Annotated in this window: 15 protein-coding genes; 6 read left to right on the forward strand and 9 right to left on the reverse strand. The window is 70.8% G+C overall.

What is annotated here, in order from left to right; genetic code table 11:
- Nucleotides 1–112: 112 nt before the first annotated feature.
- The 6 genes from AC3IF3_RS14415 to AC3IF3_RS14440 all read right to left on the reverse strand — a co-directional run bounded on the left by AC3IF3_RS14415 (nt 113) and on the right by AC3IF3_RS14440 (nt 5,345).
- Nucleotides 113–328 (reverse strand): DUF3126 family protein, encoded by a 216-nt coding sequence (locus AC3IF3_RS14415; RefSeq protein ID WP_091721446.1) that lies wholly within the window; start codon nt 326–328, stop codon nt 113–115.
- 191 nt (nt 329–519) lie between these two features.
- Complete coding sequence (gene cysE, locus AC3IF3_RS14420) at nt 520–1,371, reverse strand: serine O-acetyltransferase (protein WP_243968138.1); 852 nt, start codon at nt 1,369–1,371, stop codon at nt 520–522.
- Nucleotides 1,372–1,570: 199 nt separating this feature from the next.
- Complete coding sequence (locus AC3IF3_RS14425; RefSeq protein WP_243968136.1) at nt 1,571–2,455, reverse strand: helix-turn-helix transcriptional regulator; 885 nt, start codon at nt 2,453–2,455, stop codon at nt 1,571–1,573.
- Nucleotides 2,456–2,794: 339 nt separating this feature from the next.
- Nucleotides 2,795–3,727 carry a transglycosylase SLT domain-containing protein gene (locus tag AC3IF3_RS14430; RefSeq protein ID WP_243968135.1) on the reverse strand — a complete coding sequence of 311 codons (933 nt, stop codon included), beginning with the start codon at nt 3,725–3,727 and terminating at the stop codon, nt 2,795–2,797.
- A gap of 207 nt (nt 3,728–3,934) precedes the next feature.
- On the reverse strand, nt 3,935–4,768 hold the full coding sequence (locus AC3IF3_RS14435) for a Cof-type HAD-IIB family hydrolase (protein ID WP_243968134.1): 834 nt from the start codon (nt 4,766–4,768) through the stop codon (nt 3,935–3,937).
- A 4-nt stretch (nt 4,769–4,772) separates the two neighbouring features.
- On the reverse strand, nt 4,773–5,345 hold the full coding sequence (locus AC3IF3_RS14440; protein ID WP_243968133.1) for a gluconokinase: 573 nt from the start codon (nt 5,343–5,345) through the stop codon (nt 4,773–4,775).
- 176 nt (nt 5,346–5,521) lie between these two features.
- On the opposite strand from AC3IF3_RS14440, the gene AC3IF3_RS14445 reads away from it, so the two are divergent.
- The 4 genes from AC3IF3_RS14445 (at nt 5,522) to AC3IF3_RS14460 (ending at nt 9,403) form a co-directional block, all read left to right on the forward strand.
- Complete coding sequence (locus AC3IF3_RS14445) at nt 5,522–5,797, forward strand: DUF3072 domain-containing protein (protein ID WP_243968132.1); 276 nt, start codon at nt 5,522–5,524, stop codon at nt 5,795–5,797.
- Between the two features lie 183 nt (nt 5,798–5,980).
- On the forward strand, nt 5,981–6,229 hold the full coding sequence (locus tag AC3IF3_RS14450) for a Flp family type IVb pilin (RefSeq protein ID WP_489229317.1): 249 nt from the start codon (nt 5,981–5,983) through the stop codon (nt 6,227–6,229).
- Between the two features lie 716 nt (nt 6,230–6,945).
- The gene (locus AC3IF3_RS14455) at nt 6,946–8,115 is read left to right on the forward strand and encodes a polysaccharide biosynthesis/export family protein (protein ID WP_489216788.1); all 1,170 of its coding nucleotides are present in this window, start codon (nt 6,946–6,948) and stop codon (nt 8,113–8,115) included.
- Between the two features lie 151 nt (nt 8,116–8,266).
- Nucleotides 8,267–9,403 (forward strand): branched-chain amino acid ABC transporter substrate-binding protein, encoded by a 1,137-nt coding sequence (locus AC3IF3_RS14460; RefSeq protein WP_489229318.1) that lies wholly within the window; start codon nt 8,267–8,269, stop codon nt 9,401–9,403.
- 42 nt (nt 9,404–9,445) lie between these two features.
- Here AC3IF3_RS14460 and AC3IF3_RS14465 read toward each other — a convergent pair whose 3' ends face one another.
- Entirely contained in the window at nt 9,446–10,015 is a 570-nt protein-coding gene (locus AC3IF3_RS14465; RefSeq protein WP_489229319.1) for a tyrosine phosphatase family protein, read from the reverse strand.
- 243 nt (nt 10,016–10,258) lie between these two features.
- Between AC3IF3_RS14465 and AC3IF3_RS14470 the strand changes: the two genes are divergently transcribed.
- The gene (locus tag AC3IF3_RS14470; RefSeq protein ID WP_489229320.1) at nt 10,259–11,386 is read left to right on the forward strand and encodes a TRAP transporter substrate-binding protein; all 1,128 of its coding nucleotides are present in this window, start codon (nt 10,259–10,261) and stop codon (nt 11,384–11,386) included.
- A 40-nt stretch (nt 11,387–11,426) separates the two neighbouring features.
- On the opposite strand, the gene AC3IF3_RS14475 is transcribed toward AC3IF3_RS14470, so the two are convergent.
- Both AC3IF3_RS14475 and AC3IF3_RS14480 read right to left on the reverse strand, forming a co-directional pair.
- The gene (locus AC3IF3_RS14475) at nt 11,427–11,924 is read right to left on the reverse strand and encodes a peptide deformylase (RefSeq protein ID WP_489229321.1); all 498 of its coding nucleotides are present in this window, start codon (nt 11,922–11,924) and stop codon (nt 11,427–11,429) included.
- Between the two features lie 71 nt (nt 11,925–11,995).
- Complete coding sequence (locus AC3IF3_RS14480; RefSeq protein ID WP_489229322.1) at nt 11,996–13,114, reverse strand: NHL repeat-containing protein; 1,119 nt, start codon at nt 13,112–13,114, stop codon at nt 11,996–11,998.
- A 553-nt stretch (nt 13,115–13,667) separates the two neighbouring features.
- On the opposite strand from AC3IF3_RS14480, the gene AC3IF3_RS14485 reads away from it, so the two are divergent.
- Nucleotides 13,668–15,056, forward strand: coding sequence for a deoxyribodipyrimidine photo-lyase (locus AC3IF3_RS14485; protein WP_489229323.1), 1,389 nt, complete (start codon nt 13,668–13,670; stop codon nt 15,054–15,056).
- The last annotated feature ends 34 nt before the right edge of the window (nt 15,057–15,090 follow it).

The raw sequence follows: 15,090 nt of genomic DNA on the forward strand, positions 1-15,090 counted from the left end.
GTTTAGTCACGTCGTTTACCGCCTGTTAAGTAATACCAGCGGGTAGCGTTAACCCATGCACAAGTAGCCGCGGACAGAGGCCGCCTCGCATGGGGGGTGGGGCGGTTGCGTCTCAGGCGTCCTCCTCGAGGTCGATGTCCAGGATCGCCATCCGGAAGACGAAGGAATCGTCGCCATCCTCCTTGTCGTCGGCGATCACGCCGATCGACTCCTCGCCGATGAACACCTCGGCGGAATCGCCGGTCTTCATCGCCGTCAGGCGGATGTTGTTGTTGGCGAACTTGCGGCGCAGGTAGTCCTGGAGCTTCGCGGTCTCGGCTTTGGTCACGCTGTCTGGTCTCCCTCACGCATCGTCCCGAACGGTGATCGCCGGAATCCGGGGTTGAGGATGCGATATCATGGCTCGGCCGCATCGCCCGGGGTCCGGCTCCCGGGTCGATGCTCCAGCAGCGCTGGCGCCGCGGATGGGCCGTGGGCTTGCCACGGCTTCGGCGGAGCGGCAAGCGCGGCGGTCGCCCGTCAGATCCCATCGCCCAGATGGATGAACTGGTCGAGCGCGACCAGCTGATCCATGGCCCGGGCCGGATCGTCACAGCCCGCAGTGCCGACGACGCGGGCGGGCACGCCCACCACCGTGGTGTTGGCCGGCACCGGCCGGAGCACCACGGACCCCGCGGCGACCCGGGCACAGGCCCCGACCTCGATGTTGCCCAGGATCTTGGCGCCGGCGCCGATCATCACGCCGCGGCGGATCTTGGGATGCCGGTCGCCGCGCTGCTTGCCGGTGCCCCCGAGCGTCACGGCGTGCAGGATCGACACGTCGTCCTCGATCACCGCGGTCGAGCCGACCACGAGCCCTGTGGCGTGGTCGAGGAACACGCCCCGCCCGATCCGCGCGGCCGGATGGATGTCGCACTGGAACACCTCCGAGACGCGGCTCTGGATGTAGAGGGCGAGGTCGCGCCGGCCGCGGTTCCAGACGTGGTGGGCGAGACGATAGGCCTGGAGCGCGTGGAAGCCCTTGAAGTACAGGACCGGCTCGAGCGCCCGCAGGGTCGCGGGATCGCGGTCGATCACCGCGCCGATATCGGCGCGGAAGGCCTGTCCGATCGCGGGGTCGACCGTGATCGCCTCGTGGAAGGCGTGGGCGATGAGTTCGGCCGGCAGCGACGGGTGCCCCAGGCGGGCCGCGACCCGATGGGCGACCGCCCCTTCGAGCGTGGTGTGGTTCAGGATCGTCGCCACGATGAAGGAGGCGAGCTGCGGCTCGGTGTGCAGCAATTCCTCGGCCTCGGCGCGCAGACGCGACCAGACCGGGTCGAGGATTGCGAGGTCGCGGGCCCCCGGATTGCGGGCGGGACTGGCGCTCATGGGCGGATGCTCATGTCCGGGACTCCGAATTGGCCGGGCGGCGCGTGCGGACCCCGTCCGTGCGGGGCAGGCGGCCGCGCCATACGCGAAATCGTGGCGCACGCTCTAGCGTGGTGCGCCGCACCGCGGCGATCAAGGGCCGGGGCAATCCCGAGCCTGCGTCGCCCGCGGGGCTGTCATCGAAAACCGGCGGCCCGGATCACTCGACCGTCGCGACCGTCTGCCCGAACCGCGCCTCGATGGCCGCGGTCAGCCGGTCGAGCATCGTCTGGACCGGGATGTCGGAGGTATCCACGGTGGCGGGCGCGCGGGCGTAGAGCGGCTCCCGGCTCGCCAGCACGGCGCGCAGTTCCTGCATGGCCGAGGCGTGGTCGCCGGTCGTGGCGAGGTGGCCCTGCTCGCGCACGCGGCTCATATGCTCCTCCGGCCGGGCGCGCAGCCAGATCGTGTAGAAGGCCTGGAGCAGTAGGTCGTAGGTCAGGGGCTCGGCCACGATGCCGCCGCTGGTCGCCAGGATCAGCGGCCCGGGATGCTCGGTGAGTCGGCGCAGGGCCGCCTGTTCCAGCCGCCGGTATCCCTCCTGGCCGTAGATCGCGAAGATCTCCTGCACCGAGAGGGCGTTCTCCCGCTCGATCTCGGCATTGAGCTCGACGAAGGTCCAGCCCAGGCGCTCGGCCGCGAGCTTGCCCAGCGTCGACTTGCCGGCGCCGCGCAGGCCGGTCAGGGCCACGCGCGGACGGTCCCCCGCCTCGGGCCGGTTGCCCCCGGACAGGGCCTGTTTGGCGGCGGCGATCTGCGCCGGGCTCGCCTGGCCGAGGAGGTCGCGCACCACCGGCCAGTCGGGCAGGGCGTCGTTGCCGGTGATCAGGTCGTCGAGCCGCACGCCCATGGCGTTGGCGACCCGCCGCAGCAGGATGATCGACACGTTGCCCTGGCCGCCCTCCAGCTGCGCGATGTAGCGCTCGGAGAGGCCCGAGGTCTGCGACAGGACCTTGCGCGACAATCCGCGCACGGTGCGCGCGTGCCTGACGCGGCGCCCGAGGTCCGTGAGAAAGAGAGATTCCTGTTCCACCACGCCGGTCATGGCGCCGTCCGCTTTCCTGCCAGCCTGGAAGCAGAGTCCGTGCCCTGCATGTCTACCGCTTCGAGATCGATCGCGCTCCGCGGCCCGGACGAAGGCGGCCCGACCTTGCGCGCGGAGACCCGCGTATTCCTGCCCAAAAGATCTGTCTTGCGCGACCTGTATCCGGCCGCTGCGACCCGGCAGCGGCGCGTGCCGTACCGATCCAACCACGTTGCTGGCGCGGTCTATCTGTTGCGGAACGCCGCGATGGTCAAGGCTTGAGCATGATCCTTGTGTGGGCAGCGCAGCGCCTCCGCGCCCGATCCGGGATCGCGCCGGCGGGGGGGGCGGGGTGCGGCGCTACTCGACCGGCAGGGCGGTGGCCTCCTGCAGGGCCGCGCCGGCCAGCGCGCGCCGCGGACCGGCGGCGGCCAGCATCTGAAGGGTCGGCCGCCGCGGGGGCAGCGGCACCTCGACGGTCTCGCCGACCGGGGCCGAGGCGGCGGTCGGCGTCGCGGCCGGGCCGGGAACGGCCTCGGCCGGGGGCGAGAGACGCAGCTCCGCCATCTCGGCCGGCGCGGCGGCCCCGGCGCCGAAGCCGGCGGGCCGGCGCGGCGGGAGCGGCACCTCGACGGCCTGGACCTGCGCCGCCGGCTCCACCGAGGCCGAAGCTGCCGGTTCGACGGACAGACTTGCGAACTGGATCGTGCCGGTCAGGGCGGTGGGACGGCGCGGGGGCAGCGGCACCTCGACCGCCTCGGTCGGCGCCGCGACCGCCGCGACGGTCGGGGCGTAGGCCAGGGCCGGGGCGCCCGCATCCGCGACGCCGCCGCCGAACAGGCTCGCCAGGGCGCTCGCCGAGGCGGCCACGGGGGCGACAACAGACGCGACTTCAGTGGAGATGCCCTGCCGCTTGGCCGCGAAATAGTAGCCGCGGTTGTAGTACTGATAGGCTTGGCTGAGATTGCCCTGGGCGGTGCGGTAGGCGCCCGCCAGATAGGCCACGCCGTAGCGGAGGTTGGTGGCCGGGTCGAGGAGCCCCGCGGCGTCGCCGGTATAGCCGAGGCTGCGTGCGGTCGCGTGCTTGATCTGCATGAGGCCCAGGGCACTGCCGCCCTTGGCGTGCGGATTGTAGTTGCTCTCGCGCTTGACCACCGCGTGCACGAAGCTTGCCGGAACGCCGTTCGCCTTGGCCTGCTGCTCGATCAACGCGTCGATGTTGTCGTGCGCCGCCTGCCCGAAGGCGGCGGCCGGCACGACCGCGAGGAGGGCGGCCAGGAGAAGGCGATGCATTCCGAGACCCGGTCTTGCTTGCTCTGTGGTCAAGCTAGGTCGCGGGGAAATGAGGCCGGAAAGCGGCCCCGCTTCGGCAAGCTGTGGGCGGCCGGGGTACGGGCGCGCCCTGTGCCCTGGCGGACACAGGCGGCGTCATTCGCCGGGGGCACCTGCGGCCCATCGCCGGCATCGTCCCGAGCGGGCGCCACCGTCCGGGACGGGGCGTTAAGGAAGGATGAAGCGCGCGACGCCGTGGGCGAAGCCGTCCGCGTCGTTGCCGTCGGTGACGGCGTGCGCCGCCGCCTTCACGGCGTCCTCGGCATTGCCCATCGCCACCGAGAAGCCGCTGTTGGCGAACATCGGACGATCGTTGCCGGCATCGCCGAAGGTCGCGATCCGCTCCGGCGGGATGCCGAGATGCGCGCTCATCCAGGCGACGAACCGGCCCTTGTCGAGATCGGGCGGCGTGACGTCGAGGTAATAGGCCTGGGAGCGGTGGACGGTGGCCCGCCCGGCCAGGGCGGTCCCGATCCGCGCCTCGCACGCCGCCAGATGGACAGGGTCGCGGCTCACGCCGACGATCTTGGCCGCCGTGCCCGTGAGCGTGCCGAGATCGGCCACGACCCGGGGCTCCGCGCCGATCGTGCGGCGCTCCAGGTCGGTATAGGGGCCGTCCGGGTCGCGCAGGCACCACGCGCCCTCGGCGAAGACCCAGACGTCGAGCCCCTCCGCCAGGAGCCGGTCGAGGGCCGCCCGCGCGGCGGCCTCCGGGATCGTCCGCTCCTCGAGGATCGACAGGTCCGGCCGCACCACGCTGGCGCCGTTGAACGCCCCCATCGGCAGGTCGAGGCCGAGCTCGGCGACGAGGCCGCGCAGCCCGATCGGCGGTCGCGCCGAGGCGATGCTGAAGCCGATGCCCGCCGCGCGCAGCCGCGCCACGGCCGCGACGGTCCCGGGGGTGAGGCGCTTGTCGCCGGTCACCAGGGTGCCGTCGACGTCGGAGATCACCAGGGCGATCCCTTGGGTTTTTCCCTGGTCCTTGTCGGATCCCATCATCATCGGCTCACTCCCCGTCCGCCCGCGGGCGGGTCTCTATCGCGAGCCGCGCCACGATACGCTCCGCGATCACCGCGGGCGGCTCGGCGATGCCGACGGTGATCGGGTGCTCGTCGCGGCCGGGGACCTCCAGCGCGGCGAACTGACTGTCGAGGAGGAGGGGTGACATGAAATGCCCATGGCGCCCGGCGAGGCGCCCGGCGATCAGGGCCCTGTCCCCCTCCAGATAGACGAGGCGCACCCGCCGGCTTCCGCCCGTCAGGACGTCCCGGTAGGCCCGGCGCAGGGCCGAACACACCACCACCCCCGATTCCCCGGCCTCCAGCCTCTGCCGGACCCAGACCGCGATCCGCGCCAGCCAGGGCGCGCGATCCACATCGTCGAGGGCGCGGCCGGCCTGCATCTTCGCGACGTGCTCCGGGCTGTGGAAACTGTCGCCGTCGACGAACAGCCAGCCGAGTCGTTCGGCGATCAGCGCCGCGACGGTGCTCTTCCCGGACCCGGAGACGCCCATGACCACGAGCACCTGCGCGCCCACGGTCGCCGGTCCGGTCTCGCGCGTCTGCACCCTCTGGGACATCTTCCGGATCCCCGTGGCTCCGAGGCGCCGACCCGGCGCCGGGGATCATGAATAGGATCGGGGGCGGGGAAGGAAAGGCCGCTGCATGAAACCGCGCGGTCCGCGGGTCGGCCGGAACCGGCCCGGGACCCGCGCGTTCATCCCGGGGAGTTAGAACATTGCAGGAACAGAGAACCATGGCCCAGTCCACCGCGAAGTCCGCTTCGAAGACCGACCAGCACGCCGAAAAGTCGGATGCGAATCCCAAGACCGATCCCAAGGACGTCTCGAACCAGATCAAGGACCCCGATCAGTGGACCACCGGCGGCGAGCCGATGACCGGGGCCCAGGCTTCGTACCTGAAGACCTTGTCGGAGGAGGCCAAGGAGCCGAAGGCGTTCGACCCCGACCTCGACAAGGCCGAGGCTTCCAAGCGGATCGACGATCTCCGGCACAAGGCGGGCCACGCCTGATCCGGTTCAGGGCGCGTCCGATCCTTCGGACGCGCCATCCCGGGTTGGAATCGGGCGTAACCTGCCGAAAGGATACGCTTTCGGAGACTGGTTTAAGACAGCGGCAATAGCGGGTCGGGTAAATACGGGGATCGGCCGCGTTGCCTCGGGGGCGGCGGAGCGCGGTGGGGGACGGTTTCAATCATGCATGAACCGAACTGCCGCGGGGCGGAGCAGCGCGCCGCACGATCGATGCCCCCCTCCGGCCGTGCCAGTGCGGCCGCCGTCGCGATGATGCAGTTCGCCCGCGACCTGCGCGGCTCGACGGCGATCGAGTATGCCCTGATCGGCTCCCTGATCTTCCTAGTCGCCGCCGGAAGCCTGCGCCTCTACGCGACCCGGATGAGCGGGGTCTACAACCAGATCAGCACCGCGGTGAGCCAGACCAATTAGCGTCCCCATGCGGGCATCGTTCGCGACCTTCGCCCAGGTGCGCCCCGTTGAGTGGTGATCGCCGCCTCGAAGCCGACGCGACGCGCGCTCTCTCCCGCAGAGGCTAAGATATTCACACATCGCGGGCCGAGACACTCTCTTCTCCCCCTCGCGGTTACGGGCGGCACAGGTTTGAGGGCTCAGCGAGCTCGCCGGTCAGACCGGCGGGACTCGGGTCCCCTCTCCCGCACGGGAGGAGGGCTGTCGCGCTGCGTCATGAGCCGCGTGCCTTGACCTGCGTCGCCCGTAGCCCGTGCGGGGAGGGGAAAAACCTTCTGTTCCCATGATGGTGGTGTCCGACTGCGACGCATGATGCCGGCGGCCCGCACGGAAGGGGCCTGGCGCTCCGTGGGGCTTGAACGCTCTTTCTGGCGAACCGCCGGGGATCAGGCGCTGTCCGGAAATGGGCGTATCGCGCCGCCGAGCCGGACGGGGGCGGTTCCGGGCCTTGCAGACGTCCGGAAACCGGGCCACCGCACCATCATCCCGGGGCGGGCGGGGCCGGATCGGTCAGGCCGTCGCGGTCGATTCCGGGCGTCTGCCCCGAAAAAGCTGTGCTTAGCGAGGATGAAACCGCGAGCTCGGCCGTCCCCGGCGGAGTGTGGCTCACCCGCTACGGACACCCGGGCCGCCATGGGCTAGGCACGGGCTCTGCACTACCGATGGGCAACATCTGGATGCGAACACTTCCCCTCGTCCTGCTCGCCGTCACGGCGATGTCGGGCTGCACGTACCTGCCCGCGGCGGGTCCGACGGCGAGCGCGATCCAGGCGGGCGCGGAGGTGGCCACCCCGGATGGCGGGATGCTGGCGCGCTACGAGATCATCGACGTCACCCCCGCGGTGGTCGAGGCCCTGCGCGGACGGCCGCTGGACAGCCTGCTCGCCTCCTTCGGCGACCACCGGTCGTCGGCCGAGCCGGTCATCGGCATCGGCGACATGGTCTCGGTCTCGGTCTGGGAGGCCGGCTCCGGCGGCCTGTTCTCCGGGCCGCTGGTCGCCGACCGCTTCTCCGCCGGCTCCAAATCCGCCCTCATCCCCGAGCAGCCGGTCGGGCGCGACGGCGCCATCTCGGTGCCCTATGCCGGCCGGATCAAGGTCGCCGGCCGCCGCCCCCAGGACGTCCAGTCCCTGATCGAGAACGAACTCGCCGGCAAGGCCATCCAGCCGCAGGTGCTGGTCTCGGTCACCCGCCCGATCTCCCAGGCGGTCACCGTCACCGGCGAGGGCGCCGCCGGCGCCCGCCTGCCGCTCTCCGGCCACGGCGACCGCATCCTCGACGTCATCGCGGCCGCCGGCGGCAACCGCTCGCCGGTCTCGGAGACCTTCGTGCGCCTGTCGCGCGGGCCGGTCACCGCCACCGTGCCCCTGACCACCGTGGTGTCCAACCCCAAGGAGAACATCTACCTGCGGCCCAACGACGTGCTCACCCTGGTGCGCGATCCCCAGACCTTCCTGGCGGTGGGCGCGCTCGGCCAGGCCACCGAGCTGCCGTTCCAGGCCGACGGCATCACCCTGGCCCAGGCCCTGGCCAAGGCGCGCGGCCTCTCGGATTTCGCCGCCGACCCGGCCGGCACCTTCATCTTCCGGTTCGAGCCCGCCAGCGTCGTGCGCCGGCTCAACCCCGGCTCCAAGCTGCTGGCCACGCCGCTCGTGCCCGTGGTCTACCGCATCGACATGCGCGACCCCAACAGCCTGTTCGTCTCCCAGGCGTTCCGCATGCGCAACCGCGACCTCGTCTACGTGTCCAACGCCCCCTTCACCGAACTGTCCAAGGTCCTCTCCGCCTTCAGCGGCGTCACCGGACCCGTCTCCTCCGTCGCAACCGCCTACTACTACGCGAAGTAAAGGCGGGACGACGCCGGGACGCACGGCGGAAAAAAATCGCGTTTGTCCGCATCCTCGCGTATGGCCTTCGGGTGCGGTGCGGGAATGCGGCGCGGACGCCGTACGCCCTCCGCCTGTGGCTGCCGCGCGCAAGGATGCCTAGAAGAGCCCGATGAAGATCGGACGCGTCGTCCCCGCCAGCGGGCCGTTCCGGCCCGCGCTGATCTCCCTGAGCCTGTGTGTCGCGCTCCTGTCGGCCATGCCGGCGGCGGCCGACGTCGTGATCGGCGTGGCGGTCCCGCGCTCCGGACCCTACGTGGCGGTGGGCGAGCAGGTGCTGCGCGGGGTCGAGGCGGCGGCGCGGGATGCCAACGCCATGGGCGGCCTCGACGGCCAGCCCGTGACCCTCGACGTGCAGGACGATGCCTGCGACTCGAACACCGCGACGGCGGTGGCCAACCACTTCGTGCGCGGGAACGTGCGACTCGTCGTCGGGCATGTTTGCTCGAACGCCTCGATCGCCGCCTCCGACATCTATGCCCAGAACGGCGTCGTGATGATCACCGCGGCCTCGGTGGCGGCCCGGCTCACCGACCGGGGTCTGCCGACCGTGTTCCGCGTCTGTGGGCGCGACGACGATCAGGCCCGGCTCTCCGCCGCCGTGCTGGCCGAGCGGTTCCGGGACCGCAAGATCGCGCTGATCCAGGACCAGACGCCCGCGGCCCGCACGCTCGCCGCCGCCACCAAGGACAACCTCAACCGGATCGGCGTGAACGAGGCGCTGTCGGTGTCGTTCTCGCCGACCGACGGCGACGATGCCGCCCTCGCGGACCGCCTGAAGGGTGCGGGGATCGACGTGGTCTATTACGGCGGCGATGCCGCCGAGATGGGCCGCCTCGTGAAGATTTCGGCCGACCGCGGCTTCCGCCCGCAATGGTTCGGGACTTCGGCCATCGCCACGCCGGACTTCGCCAAGATCGCCGGTCCGGCGAGCAACGGCGTGCTGATGACCTTTTACCTCGACCCGAGCCGGCAGCCCGCCGCCGGCGGCGTGGTGAAGGCCTTCAAGGCCGAGGGCGTCGATCCCACCGGCTCCACGGTCTACGGCTACGCGGCCATGCAGGCGCTGGTGGCGGCCGGCAATTTCGCCCATTCGGTCGAGCCGAGGCCGATCGCCCAGGGGCTGCACACGGAGCGGTTCGATCTGGTGCTGGGCACGGTCGGGTTCGACGCCAAGGGCGACGTCACCGCCCAGGGCTACGTGCTGTACGTCTGGAAGGACGGGAGCTTCACCCCCGCGGGGAAGTGAAGCGGCGTCCGTTGCCGCGCAACGAGCGTAACGGCAGAAAACCTATCCGTTCTGCGCCGCATCGACCTCGGCGCCCCGCCCCAACCCGCGCAGGAGCTCGGCGAGGTGCGGCCGCACCCGCAGCTGAAGTGCATGGAGCCGGCACACCGCTGCGCTGAGCTGCCCGTCCCGGCCGAGCATCGCATCCGCAAATCCGATCATCCGGGCATTGGGCCAGGCCGGCTCGCGCAGGGCATGAAGGCGCTCGACCAGGGCTTCGGCCGGCGTCTCCGGCTCGGCCTGCGCGAACAGCATCAGGAGGGCCGCGGTGGAGCGCGACAGGCCGTAATGGCAGTGCACCAGCAGGTGGGCCGGCCCGTCGAGCTGCCGCCCGAACCCGAGGATCGCCGCGACGTGCTCGGGCTCCGGCGGCACCAGGCCATCGCCGGGGCCGAGGCAGTCGTGGAAGTGCAGGGTCGTGCGGGCATGGGCGCCGTAGGCGGTGAAGGCCTCCGGCTCCGGCGTGCCCGGATCGAGCAGGGACAGGACGTGGCTGACGCCACGCCCGCCGTGGCCGGCCAGCTCCTCGAGGCCGCAGACGGTGTGCAGGGTGACGGCGGGCTCGGAGCGCATCCCCGGCGCCTAGCGCATCGTCCCGGCCATGGGAACCGGGACGAAGCCCCGGATCATCGAGACAGATCGTCCCGATCCGGGCGCCGGTGGGCACCATCCGGGACGCGGCCCCGGCCGGGAGGACCGGCCGTCTCGCGCCGCGACGGAACTGCCCCCGCCGCCCGCGGCTTTCGGGAACCGGCACGGACATGCTAGCTGCGGCCGGCGATTCCGCGCCGGACGGATCGGACACGCTCGGACGAGATGCCGTTGGACGAGACCCTCATCACGCGCACGACAGGAACGCGGCGCAGGACCGTGCTGACCGCTGGCCTCGGCGCCGCCGCCGCCGGCACGTTCGCCGCTCCGGCCCGGGCGGAGGGCGCCCCTGCGCTGCGCTGGCGCCTGTCCTCGGCCTATGCCAAGACCCTCGACATCCTGTTCGGTGCCCCGGAGGCGCTCAGCCGGATCGTCGCCGAGGCCACCGACGGGCGGTTCCAGATTCAGGTCCTCGGCCCCGGCGAGCCGGTCCCCGCGGAGGGTCTCCTGGAGGCCGTCGCGGCGGGCACCGTCGAGATGGGCCACGGGCCGGCGACCCTGGCCATGGCCAAAGACCCGACCTTCGCTCTGGCCACCGCGGTGCCCTTCGGCCTCAACGCCCGGGGTGCCGCCGCGTGGTGGCAGGCGGGGGGCGCCGCCGAGCTGTTCGCCGAGGTCTTCGCGAAGGCCGGCCTCGTCTGCCTGCCGGGGGGCAACACCGGCGCCCAGATGGGCGGCTGGTTCCGGCGCGAGATCAAGGGCCTCGCCGATCTCCAGGGTCTCAAGTTCCGGATCGACGGCATGGGCGGCCAGGTGCTCGCCAAGTTCGGCGTCCAGCCGCAGACGCTCCCCGGCGCCGAGATCTACGCGGCCCTCGAAGCGAAGAAGATCGACGCCGCGGAGTGGATCGGCCCCTACGACGACGAGCGTCTCGGCCTGCAGAAGGTCGCGCCGGTCTACCATTATCCCGGCTTCTGGGAGGGCGGCGCGATGCTGCATTTCTGGTTCAACGCCGAGGCGTGGAAGGCGCTGCCGAAATCCTACCAGGCGATCCTGCGGGCCGCCGCCGCCCAGGTCGGCGCCGAGGTGCAGGCCAAGTACGACGCGCGCAACCCCCAGGCCCTGCGCCGGCTCGTCGCCGGCGGCGCGCAGCTGCGGCCGTTCCCCCAGGAGGTGATGGAGGCCGCCCTCAAGAACGCCAACGACGTCTACGCCGAGATCGCCGCCAAGAACGGCGATTTCCGCCGCGTCTACGAGGCGATGCGCACCTTCCGGAACGAGGAGTACCTCTGGTTCCAGGTGGCGGAATACACCTACGACAACTTCATGATCCGGGCGCGGGCACGAGGATAGGGCATCGTCCCGCGTTGGCGCCGGCTTTCGGGACGATGCCCTACGCCGACCGCCGCTTGTCGAACCGCTTGAGGAGACGCTCCCGCTTCAGGCGCGACAGGCGGTCGATCCAGAAGACGCCGTCGAGCTGATCGATCTCGTGTTGGACGACGGCGGCCAGAAAGCCCTCCGCCTCCTCTTCATGGGCCACGCCGTCGCGGTCGCGGTAGCCGAACCGGATGCGGGCGGGTCGGGTGATCCGCTCGCGCACCCCCGGCATGCTGACGCTGCCCTCCTCGTGGGTCGCCGTCTCGGGGGAGGCCCAGAGGATCGTCGGGTTCAGGTAGATCCGCCGGTCTTCCTCCGGAGACATCCGGATCACCACCACGCGGGCCGGCACGCCGATATGCGGAGCCGTCAGGCCGATGGCGCTCGCGGCCAGCAGGGTGTCCCACACATCCTCAATGAGGGCCTGCGTGGGCGGCCCGAACGCGTCGACCGGCGCGGCCGGGCGGGCGAGGCGGGGATCGGGGAACAGGACGAGGGGGCGGGCCGGCATGGTCGATCAGTCCACCTGCGCCGGTGCGGAATTCCGCCCCTCTCTATCCGACCTGTGGCGCGCCTGCGCGGTCACGGCACCCGCTTGCGCAGCCCGACATTCCCCAGGGCCAGGAATTTCTGCGCCCGCTTGCCGGTGTCCACCTCGGTGGTGAACACGTTGCCCTGGGAATCGACCGCGAGGTTGTGGACCCAGTGGAACTGGCCCGCCATGCGGCCGTTCCGGCCGAAGGCCCCGACCACCGCGCCGGTGGCGCGATCGAGGGTGCGGACCTCGTTGTTGGCCCCGTCGGCGTTGAGCAGGTAGGTCTGGTCGGCGTCCGGCCACAGGGCCAGCTCCCAGACCGAGCCGTTGGCGCGGGTCGCCGTCTCGACGAAGAACTCCTTCACGAAGCTGCCGTCCTTGTGGAAGACCTGGATCCGGTCGTTGGTGCGGTCGCAGACATAGACCAGCCCGTCCTGGGCGATGCGCACGCAATGGACCGGGTTGGCGAATTGCCGGCGCGGATCTGCCGCCGGATCGTAGGCACCGAGCTTGTCGTCGGTGGGCGGCTTGCCGTAGGCGCCCCACATCCGCTTGAACGCCCCGGTGTCGCGGTCGAACACGATGATCCGGTGGTTGTAGTAGCCGTCCGCCACGTAGACCTCGTTGGCCGCCATGTCGAAATCGACGTTGGCGGGCTTGCCGAGGCGGCTGGTGTCGCGGCTGTCGGTCTGCGGGCCGGACTTGCCGATCTGCAGGACGAATCGGCCCTCCGGGGTGAACTTCAAGAGCTGCCCATCCTCGTCGCCGTTGCCGGCGATCCAGACGAAGCCCTGGCCGTCGATCTGAATGCCGTGCTCGTTGGTCGGCCAGTCGTAGCCGGCGCCGGGGCCGCCCCAACTGCGCAGCAGGGTGCCGGCCTGATCGAATTCCAGGACCGGCGGGGCGGGCTTGCAGCACTTGGTCCGGGGTGGATCGAGGCTCGCGGCCTTCTCGTCGTCGGTGAGGGTGCGCGGCCGCTGGATCACCCAGACATGGTCCTGCGCGTCCACGGCGACGCCGGAGGCCTGGCCCATAATCCAGTCGTTCGGGAGCGGCTTCGGCCAGGCGGGGTCGACCGCGAAGCGCGGGACCTCTGCGGCCAGGGCCGGGCCCGCCAGGGCGAGCAGGCATGCGAGCGCCGGCAGCGCGGTGGAAAGGATCCTCATGGCGTGTCCTCCGGCGCCTGTCCCGGCGCTCGGCAACAGCATGACGTCAGGTCCGGGCGGGATCCAGCCGATCGGGCCCGCTTCGGTGACAGAGGCGGCCCGGCGACGATCCGGACAGAAAAAAGGCCACTCCCGAAGGAGCGGCCCGAAGTCTAGGGAGGAAACGCCCAAGAAGGGCAGCGGGATCGCGACGCCATCGCCATCCCGCGCTGCACAATCTGCGCCCATGGGAGAAAAATTCAAGGCCGTCAGGACAGCAGGGCTGTCCTTTTGTGCGCCCGCACACGCATCGATCGGGTGCTGTGCTGAAAATGTCGCAGGCGGCCGGAGGGCCGACGAAGACAGATTTGGCCTGTTCAGTCCCGGTCTATCACCGTGCAAGTGGCTGAAGAGGCAGGTCTTTGCCCGATCGGATCACTGCCCGCCGGGCCGTTCGACTGCGCCGTCTCGACGCCGTTTGGCGCAGAGACGAATGCATCGCCCGCTCTAGCTGTCCGGCCAGGCCGACGGGAACGCCTCGGGCGCGACGCGTCCAGCAAGGGTCAGGGTGAGCATGGCGATTCAGGGTGAGCGGGTCCGGGTCCTCAACGATGTCGCGCCGCGCGAGGACGGGCGTTACGTCCTGTATCTCCTGCAGCAGGCCAACCGGGCGACGTTCAATCCGGCCCTCGAACTCGCCGTCGAGGAGGCGAACCACCTCGGCGTGCCGGTGGTCGCCTGCTTCGGCCTGCTCGACGGCGCGAGCGGCTTCCCCGAGGCCAATGCCCGGCACTACGCCTTCCTGCTCCAGGGTCTCGCGGACGCGAAGGCCGGCCTGGAGAAGCGCGGGATCGGCTTCGTGATGCGCAAAGGCTCCCCCGCGCGGGTCGCCATCGACCTCGCCGGAGAGGCCGCGCTCCTGGTGCTCGACCGCGGCTATCTCGCCATCCAGAAGGGCTGGTACGCGGAGATCGTCGAGGCCGTGACCACGCGGATCGTCCAGGTCGAGGGCGACGTGGTGGTTCCGGTGGAGAGGGCCTCGCCGAAGCACGAATATGCCGCCCGGACCCTGCGGCCGAAGCTCAATCGGCTGTGGGATCCGTTCATCGCGGAGCTGAAGCCGCGCAAGCCGAAGCACCCGGCCGGTGCGCTCAAGCTGAAGAGCGCGATCGACGTCTCCGATCCCGAAGCGGTGCTGGCCGGGATGCACCTCGACCGGGATGTCGGGCCGGTGCGGCGCTTCGTCGGCGGCGAGACCGAAGCGCGCAAGCGCCTGACGGCGTTCCTGAAGGACGGCTTCGAGGGCTACGGCGCCGGCCGCAACAGGCCGGAGGCGGCCGCCGCCTCGCATATGAGCCCCTATCTGCATTTCGGGCAGATCTCGCCGGTGGAGATCGCCCTCGCGGTGCGCGAGAACGGGAGCGGCGACGCCGACGACCGCGGCGCCTACCTGGAGGAACTGATCGTCCGGCGCGAACTCGCGATGAACCACGTCTTCTACACGGAGGGCTACGACGCCTACGACAAGGCGATCCCGGACTGGGCGCGCAAGACCCTGGCCGAGCATGCCAAGGATCCGCGCCCGCACGCCTATTCCGAGGCGCAGCTCGCGGCCGGGGAGACCCACGACCTCTATTGGAACGCCGCCATGCGCGAGATGCGCGAGACCGGCTACATGCACAACCAGCTGCGGATGTACTGGGGCAAGAAGATCCTGGAATGGTCGCCCTCGCCCGAGGAGGGGTTCGCCCGCACGCTCCGGCTCAACAACCGCTACTTCCTCGACGGGCGCGACGCGAATTCCTTCACCAACGTCGCCTGGGTGTACGGCCTGCACGACCGCCCGTGGCAGAAACGCAAGGTCTTCGGGACGGTCCGCTATCAGAGCGAGAACTCTCTGAAGAAGTTCGACGCCAAGGCGTATGTGCGGGCGGTGGAGACGCTCTGCGACGCCGAGGGGTGAGCCCGGTGACGGGTGGCCTTCGCCCCGGGCACGA

The organism is Methylobacterium sp. J-118 (genome assembly GCF_057836565.1).